The sequence below is a fragment of the Sulfurimonas sp. RIFOXYD2_FULL_34_21 genome (assembly GCF_001830805.1).
Classification (GTDB): Bacteria; Campylobacterota; Campylobacteria; order Campylobacterales; family Sulfurimonadaceae; genus Sulfurimonas.
Genome location: NZ_MICH01000010.1, coordinates 75965 through 88817, shown reverse-complemented (window position 1 = coordinate 88817; position 12853 = coordinate 75965). Strand labels below are relative to the sequence as shown.

Annotated in this window: 12 protein-coding genes and 4 tRNA genes; 9 read left to right on the top strand and 7 right to left on the bottom strand. The window is 34.6% G+C overall.

The genetic code is table 11. The features are described 5' to 3' along the window. The first annotated feature begins 8 nt into the window (after window positions 1–8). Window positions 9–1325 (top strand): MFS transporter, encoded by a 1317-nt coding sequence (locus tag A2530_RS06095; protein ID WP_294885052.1) that lies wholly within the window; start codon window positions 9–11, stop codon window positions 1323–1325. A 39-nt stretch (window positions 1326–1364) separates the two neighbouring features. Here the strand turns inward: A2530_RS06095 and infC are convergent, their stop codons facing one another. The 3 genes from infC to ilvD are packed head-to-tail and all read right to left on the bottom strand — an operon-like array spanning window position 1365 to window position 5406. Continuing rightward, entirely contained in the window at window positions 1365–1880 is a 516-nt protein-coding gene (gene infC, locus A2530_RS06090) for a translation initiation factor IF-3 (protein WP_294885053.1), read from the bottom strand. Further along, on the bottom strand, window positions 1877–3685 hold the full coding sequence (gene thrS / locus A2530_RS06085) for a threonine--tRNA ligase (RefSeq protein ID WP_294885054.1): 1809 nt from the start codon (window positions 3683–3685) through the stop codon (window positions 1877–1879). The genes infC and thrS overlap by 4 nt, the downstream gene beginning before the upstream one ends. Window positions 3686–3720: 35 nt before the next feature. Further along, window positions 3721–5406 carry a dihydroxy-acid dehydratase gene (ilvD, locus tag A2530_RS06080; RefSeq protein ID WP_294885055.1) on the bottom strand — a complete coding sequence of 562 codons (1686 nt, stop codon included), beginning with the start codon at window positions 5404–5406 and terminating at the stop codon, window positions 3721–3723. A gap of 142 nt (window positions 5407–5548) precedes the next feature. On the opposite strand from ilvD, the gene A2530_RS06075 reads away from it, so the two are divergent. The 4 genes from A2530_RS06075 to A2530_RS06060 all read left to right on the top strand — a co-directional run bounded on the left by A2530_RS06075 (window position 5549) and on the right by A2530_RS06060 (window position 5978). Beyond that, window positions 5549–5623 (top strand) — tRNA-Gly (locus A2530_RS06075). Window positions 5624–5672: 49 nt separating this feature from the next. After that, a tRNA-Leu gene (locus tag A2530_RS06070) sits at window positions 5673–5759 on the top strand. Window positions 5760–5783: 24 nt separating this feature from the next. After that, a tRNA-Cys gene (locus tag A2530_RS06065) sits at window positions 5784–5857 on the top strand. 32 nt (window positions 5858–5889) lie between these two features. Then, window positions 5890–5978: transfer RNA gene (locus tag A2530_RS06060), tRNA-Ser, on the top strand. Window positions 5979–5984: 6 nt separating this feature from the next. Here A2530_RS06060 and A2530_RS06055 read toward each other — a convergent pair. After that, complete coding sequence (locus tag A2530_RS06055) at window positions 5985–7265, bottom strand: sensor domain-containing diguanylate cyclase (RefSeq protein ID WP_294885056.1); 1281 nt, start codon at window positions 7263–7265, stop codon at window positions 5985–5987. A 135-nt stretch (window positions 7266–7400) separates the two neighbouring features. On the opposite strand from A2530_RS06055, the gene bamE reads away from it, so the two are divergent. Continuing rightward, window positions 7401–7730 (top strand): outer membrane protein assembly factor BamE, encoded by a 330-nt coding sequence (gene bamE / locus A2530_RS06050; protein ID WP_294885057.1) that lies wholly within the window; start codon window positions 7401–7403, stop codon window positions 7728–7730. Window positions 7731–7792: 62 nt separating this feature from the next. Here bamE and A2530_RS06045 read toward each other — a convergent pair whose 3' ends face one another. After that, the gene (locus A2530_RS06045) at window positions 7793–8323 is read right to left on the bottom strand and encodes a YaeQ family protein (protein ID WP_294885058.1); all 531 of its coding nucleotides are present in this window, start codon (window positions 8321–8323) and stop codon (window positions 7793–7795) included. Window positions 8324–8455: 132 nt separating this feature from the next. On the opposite strand from A2530_RS06045, the gene A2530_RS06040 reads away from it, so the two are divergent. Next, window positions 8456–8767 (top strand): hypothetical protein, encoded by a 312-nt coding sequence (locus tag A2530_RS06040; RefSeq protein WP_294885059.1) that lies wholly within the window; start codon window positions 8456–8458, stop codon window positions 8765–8767. Between the two features lie 5 nt (window positions 8768–8772). On the opposite strand, the gene A2530_RS06035 is transcribed toward A2530_RS06040, so the two are convergent. Then, window positions 8773–9186 (bottom strand): Fur family transcriptional regulator, encoded by a 414-nt coding sequence (locus tag A2530_RS06035; RefSeq protein WP_294885060.1) that lies wholly within the window; start codon window positions 9184–9186, stop codon window positions 8773–8775. Window positions 9187–9353: 167 nt separating this feature from the next. Between A2530_RS06035 and A2530_RS06030 the strand changes: the two genes are divergently transcribed. Together A2530_RS06030 and A2530_RS06025 are read left to right on the top strand one after the other, a co-directional pair. Next, entirely contained in the window at window positions 9354–10373 is a 1020-nt protein-coding gene (locus A2530_RS06030) for a cytochrome-c peroxidase (protein WP_294885061.1), read from the top strand. 86 nt (window positions 10374–10459) lie between these two features. Then, window positions 10460–10906 (top strand): hypothetical protein, encoded by a 447-nt coding sequence (locus A2530_RS06025; RefSeq protein WP_294885062.1) that lies wholly within the window; start codon window positions 10460–10462, stop codon window positions 10904–10906. On the opposite strand, the gene A2530_RS06020 is transcribed toward A2530_RS06025, so the two are convergent. Beyond that, window positions 10898–12817: a bifunctional diguanylate cyclase/phosphodiesterase gene (locus tag A2530_RS06020; protein ID WP_294885063.1), complete on the bottom strand. Its 1920-nt coding sequence runs from the start codon at window positions 12815–12817 to the stop codon at window positions 10898–10900. The two genes, A2530_RS06025 and A2530_RS06020, sit on opposite strands and share 9 nt — an antisense overlap. Between the last annotated feature and the right edge of the window lie 36 nt (window positions 12818–12853).

Here is a 12853-nt window from a genome sequence, read left to right as displayed (position 1 = left end):
GGTAGATAATGTTTAAAAAAGTATTCCCTCTCTCCGCAATTCTTTCTCTTAGATTTTTAGGTCTGTTTTTGGTATTACCCGTTATTTCTATTTATGCACTTGAACTAGAGAACTCAACTCCTATGCTTGTGGGTATAGTTGTAGGCGGTTACGCACTTACTCAAGCTATATTTCAAGTTCCATTTGGAGCAATGAGTGACAAAATAGGAAGAAAACCTACTCTACTTGTAGGTTTGTTGATATTTTTAGCAGGTTCAATTATATGTGCTTACTCGACAGATATATATACTCTTATGATTGGAAGATTTCTTCAAGGTGCAGGTGCTATCGGTTCGGTTATTACGGCTATGATTTCCGATCTTGTTGAAGAGGAGATTAGAGGAAAAGCTATGGCAATAATGGGCGCTTCTATTGCTATAAGCTTTGCTCTTGCTATGGGTTTAGGTCCTGTTCTTGGCGCTAAATACGGTATCTCTTTTCTTTTTATATTGACGGCTATTTTTGCCTTATTTGCGATTATTCTTCTTTTCACCAAAGTGCCTACGCCTCCAAAAATAAAGCATACTTATCATGAAAGTGCAAAAACATCTGATATCTTAAAAGATTCTAACCTTTTAAATATGATTATCATTAATGCTATGCAAAAAGGGCTTATGACTATTGCTTTTGTTCTTATTCCTATAATTCTTACTAGTGCTGATTTCACATGGCAAAAATCAGATTTGTACATGGCATATCTTCCTGCTATGATTTTTGGTTTAGTTGCAATGGGACCTGCAGCTGTTTTTGGAGAAAAATATAATAAACCAAAAGAGATATTTTTACTATCTATTGCTTTGTTTATAGGCTCATTTTTAATTATGGGGCTTACCTCTTCAAGCACAATTTTTATAATTGGTGTAGTGCTGTTTTTTATCGCTTTTAACATGATGGAGCCGTTAGTTCAATCAATGATTACAAAATTTGCAAAAGTACATCAAAAAGGTGCTGCTCTTGGAATTGCAAACTCTGCTGCTTATTTTTCGACATTTATAGGCGGTACGACTGCGGGCTTGCTTTTGGGATTTAGTAATAGAGAAACTATAGGCATATCTGTAGCGATAGTTGCAGTTTTTTGGCTTTTATGGACACTAAGACTTCAAAACCCTATTAAACATTCTCATCTTTATATTTCACAAAATGATGTTGATATGTCAAAACTTAAAAATATTGAAAGTAATCATATTGCGGAGTGGTATATAAATGATACTGAAAAGTTAGTTATTATAAAATATGTAAGCGATGCAATAGAAAAAGAGGATTTAAAAGCTAAAATATCAAGATAAAGATAAGGTAAGTTTTTAAATCTTACCTTATCGCTATAGTTACTTTTGAGGCAGTATGTACATGTTGTAATAACGCCCTTCAAATTTAGGCTCTTTATCCATAACTGCGATATCTTCAAGCATTGGCCAAATTTTAAGAAGAACGTCTTTTGCCGCTTCCGGATTTGCCATTTCACGACCCTTTAAAAATACGCGAAATCTAACATGCTTTCCTTGCTCAATAAACTCTCTAGCATGTTTAACTTTATAAGCAATATCGTTTTCGGCAATCTTTACAGAGAGCTTAATCTCTTTAACATCAATTTTAACTTGATTTTTTCTCTGTTCTTTGAGTTTTTTCTCTTCTTGATACTTATACTTGCCGTAGTCCATAATTTTTGCCACAGGAGGCTTTGCATCAGGAGCAATCAGAACTAAATCTAAACCTAGCTCATTTGCTTTTTCCATAGCTTCATCAATAGAAATAATTCCTAATGATTCTGCTCCATCTACATTACAACGCACCTCCGGTACACGAATATCGTCATTCATTATGACACGGTCTTTTTTGCTCAAAAATTTACCTCATTTATTTTAGTTTGTATAAGCGAAAGAAATTCACTTTCACTTAAGTTATATTGTTCTCTCGTTCTTCTGTCACGAATCGCAACAGTTCGAGACTGAGCCTCTTCATCACCTATAACAACAAGCATAGGCACTTTTGTTTTTTCTGCTGTTCTTATTCTTTTATTTAAAGAATCATTTTTAGAGTAGATTTCACTATCTGCTCCTAAATCTATCAATTTATCTGCCAACTCTTTAGCATAATCGTTATGCGTAGAAGCTATCGGGACGATTGCAACTTGAGTCGGAGCGATAAACATTGGAAACTCTCCAGCGTAATGCTCCGTTAATATACCAATAAAACGCTCAAACGAACCTAAAATTGCTCTATGAATCATAACTGGCTGAATTTTGTCATTATTCTCACCGTTATACTCTAATTCAAATCTAGAAGGCAGATTAAAGTCCAGCTGAATTGTGCCACACTGCCACTCACGCCCGATTGCATCGGTAATTTTAATATCAATCTTTGGTCCGTAAAAAGCTCCGCCGCCTTCATCTATCTCATAAACAAGACCGTTTTTATCCATTGCATTTTTTAAAGCCTGTGTAGAAATTTCCCACACTTCATCGCTTCCTACTGCTTTTTCAGGTTTAGTAGAAATCATCATCTTATAATCAAACTCAAATGTTGACATAATTTTATCTACAAAATCAACAACTTCTATGATTTGCTCTTCAATCTGGTCAGCTCTACAAAAGATATGTGCATCATCTTGTGTAAATTCACGAACACGGAATAACCCGTGAAGAGCTCCCGTCATCTCATGACGATGAACAACTCCATACTCAAAATATTTAAGCGGCAAATCTCTATATGAGTGTAAATCTTCTTCATATACCTTAATATGTCCGACACAGTTCATCGGTTTTACGCCAAACTCTATCTCGTCTATATTTGTAAAGTACATGTTCTCGCCGTAGTTTTGATAATGTCCTGAAGTTTTCCACAAATCTGAACGAAGCATTTCAGGACCGCGAACAGGCTCATAACCGCGTTTTCTATGTGCTTTAAAAAGAAGTGATTCAAGTCTTGCACGAAGTCTTCCACCAGCTGGAAGCCAGATAGGAAAACCTGCTCCGACCTCTTCACGGAACGTGAAAAGCTTCATCTCGTTACCGAGTTTTCTGTGGTCACGTTTTTCAGCCTCAGCCATTTGGTCTAAATATGCTTTTAGCGCCTCTTTATCCGCAAATGCAATACCGTATATACGAGTCAGCATCTCATTTTTAGAATCCCCACCTAAGTATGCACCTGCAATTTTAGTAAGTTTAAAATATCTTATAAGCCCTATATTCGGTAAGTGAGGCCCACGGCATAAATCTTCAAAATCACCCTGCTTATATATAGAAACTCTCTCACTTGGTATTCTATCCATAACAGAAAGTTTAAGATGGTCATTTTTAAATTTTTCTTTAGCTTCAGTCATAGAAATATCATATTTCTCTATCTCATATTTTTTCTTAGCTAACGATAGCATCTCTTTTTCAATATTTTTAAGGTCGCCCTCTCCAATCTCTTGACTTGTCTTAAAATCATAGTAAAAACCCTCTTTTACAGTAGGTCCAACATAAAATTTTGCATCCGGATACAGTGATTTTATAGCCTGAGCCATAAGGTGAGCGGTAGAGTGACGAAGAACTTCTAAAGAATCAGGTGAATTATCCAGATGAATCTGCTCACCCTCAAATCCTTTCTCTTTTGCAGTTTGCAAATCAATTATTTCGCCGTTATGTTTTATTGCTATTACATTCAAATTTTTATTCCTATCTATTTTTAATTACATGTACTCTAAATTTCAGTTTTTAAAACCGCTCCGTTTGAAGCGTTTGAAACTAAAAGCTGATAACGTTTAAGCCACTTAGATTTTACCTCATTTTTATACGGTTTGTAATTTGCTCTTCTTTTTGCAAGCACGTCTTCACTTACATTAAGTTGCAAAATATGCTTATCAACGTCTAGTTCTATCTCATCGCCATCTTCAATAAAAGCTATCAAACCGCCCTCGGCAGCTTCTGGAGAAACGTGACCGATACTCGCACCCTTAGTTGCTCCTGAAAAACGACCGTCTGTTATTAAAGCTACACTATCACCAAGCCCCATTCCTTGAATAAGTGCAGTGGGTGCTAACATCTCCTGCATCCCAGGTCCACCTTTTGGACCCTCGTAACGGATAACCACAACATCGCCTGACTTAACTTTACGAGACATTATTCCAGTTATTGCCTCAGGCTGAGAGTTAAAGCAGATTGCTTTTCCTTTAAACTGACGCATGTTTGGCTCAATTCCTGCGGTTTTAACAACTGCACCTTCTAATGCCAAATTTCCGAATAAAATTGAAAGTCCGCCTACTTTTGAGTAAGCATTCTCATTTGTATGAATGATTGCTTCGTTTAAAATATGCGCATCGGCTATTCTCTCGCCCAATGTCTCACCTGTTACAGTTGGGTTATCAAGATAAAGAAGTCCGCCTCTGCGACTGACCTCTTTCATAACCGCGTTAACACCGCCTGCTTTATCGATATCATCCATATGAACAGTTGTTAATGACGGAGAAATCTTAGCGATATGTGCAACATTATCAGCTATTTCATTGATTTTTTCAATAGGAAAATCAACTTCTGCCTCTTTTGCGATTGCTAACATGTGAAGCACGGTATTTGAACTTCCACCCATAGCCATATCAACTACAAAAGCATTATGAATTGCTTTTTCGTTTAAAACATTGCGCAAGTTGTATTTGCTGTCATCAGCTTTTGCCATCTCAACAATTCGTTTAGCGGCTTTTTCAACCATCTCTATACGAGCAGGAGTCATAGCTAAAACAGTTCCATTTCCAGGAAGAGCTATACCCATAGCTTCACAAAGAGTATTCATAGAGTTTGCCGTAAACATTCCTGAACAGCTTCCCCCACTTGGACATGCGTTACACTCTATATCATAAAGTTCTTCATCGCTTATCTTGCCTTCGGCATGTTCGCCTACTGCTTCAAATGCAGTTGCTAAGTCTATCGCCGTGCCATCTTTTTTATGCCCTGCCGGCATTGGACCGCCTGAGACAAAAACGGTAGGAACATTAACACGGAGTGCACCCATAATCATACCGGGAACAATTTTATCGCAGTTAGGAATACATATGAGAGCATCTAATTTATGAGCATTCATAACAGTTTCAATAGAATCAGCAATAATTTCACGAGAAGGTAAAGAGTATAACATACCGTCATGCCCCATAGCTATTCCATCGTCAACACCGATAGTATTAAATACAAATGGAACTCCGCCCGCTTCCCTAATAGCCTTTTTTACAATTTCACCATACTCATGTAGAAAAAAGTGTCCAGGGATAATATCTATATAACTGTTTGCTATTCCGATAAAAGGTTTGTCAAAATCTTCATCTTTTAACCCCGTTGCACGAAGCAGTGAACGGTGAGGAGCCTTATCAAAGCCCTTTTTTATGGTATCGCTTCTCATTAAAATCCTTAACTCTATTGTTGTTATTTCCTATTAAGAATGAAATTATACCATTTTTTTAAATTTTTTTCTAAAAACTCTTTACAAACGAAAATTAAATCGCTATAATTCCGCTCACTTAAAAAAATAAGTGCAAAAAATTGCGGGAATAGCTCAGTGGTAGAGCACAACCTTGCCAAGGTTGGGGTCGCGAGTTCGAACCTCGTTTCCCGCTCCATTAAATATAAAAAACAAAAAAAAGATATCCGATATCTTTAAAAACCCATGCCCGGGTGGTGAAATCGGTAGACACAAGGGATTTAAAATCCCTCGCTCGTAAGGGTGTGCCGGTTCAAGTCCGGCTTCGGGCACCATTATTATAAATTTTTGTTGAAACTGGTGCCATCGCCAAGTGGTAAGGCCGCAGCCTGCAAAGCTGCTATCCCCAGTTCAAATCTGGGTGGCACCTCCAATTATTTATATTTATACTTTTTTTACAAACGTGGATCTTTGGCAGAGTTGGTCGATTGCACCGGTCTTGAAAACCGGCGAGGGTTATACCTCCCAGAGTTCGAATCTCTGAGGGTCCACCACTTTTTTTATTCAACGCGATTTCTACCCCTCTCTTTAGCAAGATAAAGTTTTTCATCTACCTTAATGACATATTTATCAATACTCTCTTGTGTTGAGGCTACATTATTATCAACAAGAACAGTAATTGTTCCTATACTTACCGTATAACGAATAGTCACATTCTCAATAATTACCTCTTTGGAAGCCGTTAAATCACAGATTTTTTGTGCAAGCAAAAGAGTCTCTTTTCTGTCTGTCATAGGAAGTAGAATCATAAACTCCTCCCCGCCAAAACGAAAAATATAGTCTGACTTTCTTAGAGTTTGCTCCAATATTTTTGAAAAGTGTTGAAGCACTAAATCTCCTACCGCATGTCCGTAAGTATCATTAATTAATTTAAAATGATCCAAATCACACATCATAAGAGCAAATTCTCTGCCGGTAGCTTTAGCTATCTCTATTTTACTTAGCATTATTTTATTAAATAAGCGTCTAGTAAGCAGATGTGTCAGAGGATCTTTAGCACTCTCTTCTATCTCATTTAAAAAAGCAATCTCATTCCCGATTTCAAGCGAGTAGTAGTCTATTCTATGCATAAGATGAATAAGAGTTGCAGGATGAGATTTCTTACCCTTGCAGTAATTGACAACATTTGCAGCCAAATCATGCAGATTCATATGAAGCTTATCTATTGCCTTAAAGTGAGATGTGGAGAGAAGATACGAGGTTGAAGAACCTTTCATCCATTTGCCAAAGTCACATAAAGTAGGATTAAGCTGAGGATAATCTTCATCATACTCTTTTTTTTGAACATAAGCGATAAGTTTGATTATCCATTTTATATGATTTTCGTAATGTATCATAAACTTTTTATCAGGCATCAATTGTATATGTGATAATCGAAGCTCATTTTTAAGCTTTAGCTGATTTAAAAATTTGTATAAATATAAAACCGTGATTTGTTGTTCATGCTCTAAAAAAAAGAGATTAACTTCATCTATATATTCAAATTCATGTTTATTTATAAGAGTCCCAAGAAGCTTTCGTACGACGGTAACAAGCTCACTATATAAAAATAGATACGATATATCTTGTTCAATCGTAAAGTTTACAACTATTTTTGTATTTTCTTCAATTTCTTCTTGACATGTAGATAAAAGAAGGTTTAAAAACAGTTTTTTATACTCTATAATTGCATGTGTATATAAAAATTCAGTTGAATACTCGGACTGTATAGTCTCAAGATTAATATTGTAACTATCAACACACTCTTTAATTTCAGAAAAATACTTTTTTATCACTTTCATTTCAACTTTCCTAATTTAATTATTAAAAAAACAGATATAAGAGATTATAGCTATAAAATTTTAATTTGTTCCTTTATATATTTTTTTGCTCTTAACTTATGTTATGATTTCTCTATTAAACATAGGAGATTAAAAATGACAAACGGTATTAAAAAAGTTGGAGTATTTTGGGCGATGGCGATGGCAATTGCGCTTTTAACATTGGGAGGATGTGCGAGAGTCGGGACAAATTTTAATGCTAGTCAAGTTCAAAGAATTAAAATTGGCGAAACAACGCAAAATGATGTTGTTGCTATGTTTGGACAGCCTTGGCGTAAAGGTATTGAAAATGGAGTAAGAATGTGGACTTACGGTCGCTACACATATCGTTTAATAGGTGAAACAGATACTAAAGATTTAGTTATTAAATTTAATAACGAAGGAAAAGTAAGCTCTTACACCTTTAATACAACAATTAACGACTAATCACTTAACTGAAATAAAAAACATTTTAGAGCCTTAAAAAAAGGCTCTAAAACAAACTAAATCTATTTATATTTTTCTTCTACGATAGTTACATTGTGTTCATCATCAATCAGACTAAGCTCACCGTCACTTATATTGCATTGTAAAGTCATAGTTCTTTGTACAAGCTGCTCTATATCTTGGCTAATATTAAGATGTATTACAGATAAATTGTTAAAACGCTTAAGTGACTTTTCCATCTGTTTCCACCAAGCTGACGCACTTCCTTCTTGATAGGTATAAATTATAACTTTCTGGGAACGCCCGCATGCTTTTTTTATACGTTTTTCATCAGGCTGACCTAAATCTATCCAGAGCTTAATATCCCCGTCTAATGATTTTTGCCATAAATCAGGCTCATCATCTTGAGAAATACCTTTGCAAAAGACCAATGCTTCATCTGCATTAAATACAAATGCCGCTAAGCGAACCATTAACCGCAGCTCATTTTCCGAAGGGTGTTTGGCTAAAGTAAAATTATGCTCAGAATAATAATTACGATCCATATCCGCAATATTTAATGCGGTCTTGTAAATAGTTGCTTTAGCGGCCATCTTTTTCCTTATATTTGATTCTAATATTTTCAAGAGTATGCAATGATAGAGTTTTTATTCTATTTTTTTAGTAAAACTATGTAAAAATGTCAATATCAAGATAAAAATAGCATAAAACAATCAAGGTCAAATATGAAATCTTCTCTTAAAAATAAAAGAAATAATTCTGCAGCTAAAAGTACTGCAAGAAAACCGCTTTCAAAAGATAAGCAAATTGATTTAACACCGAAAAATGAAGTTAAAGAGATGTTTATAAATTGGTTTAAAAAAAACAACAATATAGGTCAGATTATGACAAAACAAGATGTTGTTCAAAATATTTTAACCAAATTAAATGCAAAACAAGATGATGCTTTGGAAGAGGCGATGAATGAGCTAAAAAAAGATGGTTTATTCGAAATAAAAGAAGACGGTGTCACATTAGTTCTGACTAAAATTTGCTGAGTTAACTAAACAGTACCTTTTTGACATGTAGGGCAAATACCCGATAATACAAGTGAATTATCATCAAACATGTAGCCGCTTTTTTCTGAAATATTTTTAACTATACTGTCTAAACAAACTTTTACGTCTTCTAGCTTTTCGCACTTTTTGCAAATCATATGAGAGTGTTCATCTTTTAGAATCTCATATTTTGATTTACCGTTAGGTACTTTTACTTCTTTTAAAAGATTGACTTCCATCATAAAACTTATATTTTTATAAAGTGTTGCGATTGATATGGAGTAAAAATCTTTGCGAATGATAGTAAAAAGTTCTTCGATACTTACATGTCCCATATCACCCAATACGGAAAGTATTCCTATACGTTGAGGCGTAACTTTTAAATTGTGCTCTCTGAGCAGTAGTTCATAATTTTTCATGATTGAGATGGTAGCATTTATATTAATAATTTTAAATAAAAATTTTTTAATATATTTATATTTAAGAATTTAGTAATAATTTTTCCTAAATAAGAATTTTTATTATTTATGCTTAAGTTCTTATATGATAAACTCTCAAATATCCAAAATTACTAAGGAGTGTTAAAATGAAATTACTAAGCTTAGTAGCTATTGCTACTTTATCGACTCTTTCGTTTGCTTCAAGTCTTTCTACTGAAGCCAAAAAAGCAGGTTTAAGACCTATTCCTCAAAGTCAGTCTGAGATATTAAAGCTTGTTGATGACCCTAAAAATCCTATAACGGATACAAAAGTAGAACTTGGTAAAAAACTCTACTTTGATCCTAGGCTCTCAAAAAGCTCACTAATTAGCTGTAATACATGTCATAATTTAGGAATGGGCGGAGCTGACGGCGTAAGTGCGGCAATCGGGCATAAATGGACTGCAAATCCACATCATCTAAACTCTCCTACCGTATATAACTCAGTACTCAATACAGTACAATTTTGGGACGGTAGAAGCCCTCACCTAGAGGATCAGGCGCAAGGACCGATTCAAGCGGGACCTGAGATGGCAGCACCTAAAGAGCTCGTTGTTCAAAGAGTTACTTCTATTCCTGCATACGTAGATGAATTTAAAAATGCCTACGGCAGCAACATAAAAATTGACTTTGAAAAGATAGCAGACACGATTGCGGTATTTGAACGTACTCTTATTACTCCTTCAAGATTTGATGAATTTATGCACGGCAAAGACAATGCATTAAATAAAGCAGAAAAGGATGGTTTGAAAACTTTTATGGACAAAGGCTGTACTACATGTCATAACGATATAGGTATAGGCGGAACTATGCAGCCGTTCCAGATTGCAAACAAATATAAATTTGCAGATACCGGTGATTTTAAGGGTGATAAAAACGGCATGGTGAAAGCTCCTACACTTCGCAATATAGAAGAGACTGCGCCATACTTCCATAATGGTAAAATCTGGTCGCTTCAAGAAGCAATTAAAGAGATGGGAAGCGTACAGCTAGGCATTACTATAAACGATAAAGATGCGGCTTCAATTGAGATATTTCTAAAAAGTTTAACGGGAACAAAGCCGCAAATTACGTACCCGATACTTCCCTCAAGCACAAACAACACTCCAAAACCTGATGCGCTTTAAGCATTAAACGACGGTATTTTTGCCGTCGTCATACCTACTTATGTTATAATTAATATCCAAAATATCATTGATAAAAGGATACTTATATGCCGTTACCATACTTTAAAAATATACAATCCGACATACTTGCTTATAAAGAGAAACTAGATAAAAATAATGTTACTATCGATAAAACTAATTTGATGTTTTTGAATCTTATTTTAGATATTTTGGAGTATTTAGGCACAGAAGATGCGAATAACCTCGACGAACAGTGTGAATATAATATTATGACGATGAGAAAAGAGTTTGAGGGCGTTATACACAGTGATGCAGTCAATGAAAAAGCACAGGCAATTTTGCTTACTTTTTTTCTTCGTGTTGCCAAAGAGATGGAAGTTAAATACAAAAAAATTGATAATGAATATCTTCAAACACTCTATTCCCTTATGACCTCAAAAGATTTTAAATATCCAAGCTATATCAAGAGTCAAAAAACATTTGCACTTGATAAAATGCCAGAAAATATTAGAAGGATGGAATATCTAAAATAATATTTTAGATACTTTATCTTTATGAGTAAACATAACATACTTATTTTTACCTGACAATTTTGCCTGATACATAACTTCATCTGCTTGTTTAATAATCTGTTCTGCGTTTAATTCATTTTGTTGAGGGTAGAATGTGACGCCGATACTTGCTGAAACATTTATAGGAAATCCATTAATACTTATCTCCTCTGATACGATATCAAGCAATCTTTTTAAAAATGATGTTATGGATACTTTATTTGCTACATCAACCAATAACGCTATAAACTCATCTCCGCCTATACGAGAAATTGTATCGCCTTCTCTAAATAAGCTTTGCATTTTCTCAGCTAACAAAACAAGCAGTTTATCACCTGCTTCATGTCCATAAGTGTCATTAACATCTTTAAAACCGTCAATGTCAATATATATGACGGCTATTAACTGTTTTCTGCGAACTGCCTGCGCCATAGCTTGATGCATTCTATCGATAAATAAAACACGATTTGGAAGGTTTGTCAACATGTCATGGTGAGCGATATATTCAAGTTTTTGCTGTTGCTGTTTTTGCAATGTTATATCCGTAAAAATGGCAACATAGTTTTTTACTACACCGTTCTCATCGTAAACTGCACTGATAGTTGAATTTTCAACATACTCCTCTCCGCTTTTTTTTCTATTTAGTAATTCGCCGCGCCAAACACCGTTGCTATGTAAGGATTCCCACATATCCGTATAAAATTCTTCATTATTATGTCCTGATTGTAGTATTCTTGGATTTTTGCCAAGCACTTCGCCACGCGGATAGCCTGTTATCTTAACAAATGCATCATTTACATCAATAATGTTATTATTGGCATCCGTTATAACAATTCCTTCGCGCGCTGAAGTAAATACACTCGCCGATAACTTAAGATTATCCTCAATCTGTTTACTTCTAGTGATATCTCTAACAAATGCAAGACTATATTCACGCCCTCTATACTCAATGTAATTTGCATTTATTTCAACAGGAAACATAGTTCCCTTTTTATTTTTATGTCTTGTTCTAAAAATTAATGAGCTATTTTGCTTTAGTTCTAAAAAAAATGCTTCTAAAGATGAAAGATTAAAATCTGAATCTATATCAGATATTCCCATGCTCTTAAATTCCTCTTTTGTATAATCCAATTGACGAACCGAACCATCACTTACATATTTAAAACATCCATCTTTATCAGTTAAATATACCGCCTCTTCTGCATGGTCTAGTGCATATTTCATAAGTTTTAGCTCTTCTTCTGCTTCTTTATCTTTTGTAATATCCCTTGCAAAGCCTACGGTGCCAAAAAGATTTCCCTCTTTATCCAAAATAGGAGCTTTATAAGTTTGATGCCATATTCTCTCGCCATTACATTCAATGAGTTCTTCAAGCTCTTTTTTTTGTAATGTTTGCATAATCTCTTTATCATCGGCGCGATATGCCTCAGCTAAATCTTTTGGAAAAAAATCTAAATCATTTTTACCGATAAATTCTGATGGATTATCAAGTCCAACTGCTTTAGCAACAGGCATATTTATCGCTAAATAATCGCTATTTGTGTCTTTTAACCAAACAAAAAAAGGGAAACTGTCTAATATTGCACGTTGATAACTTTCACTTTTTTCAAGCTTTTTTTGGGTTTTTTTTTGAAGTGCTATTATCTTATCTTTGTCATCTTGCAACTCTCTAAGATAAGATAATAAAAAAGCTATTAAAGGAAAAATGGTAATACCGACAAGAAGAGGAATAGTAAAACCTACTGTTAAAAGATTTTTATCAAAAAAATAACCCGTAAGCAAGTAGCTATGAATAAGAATCAAAATTTCAGACATAACAAGAGCTAAAACACTAAAGAGAATAACAAATTGCCAAAACCCAATCTTGGCTAAGAAGGTTACTGCTTTATTCATAGCATCAAGTTTATCTGTAGTTATATTAAAATAAAC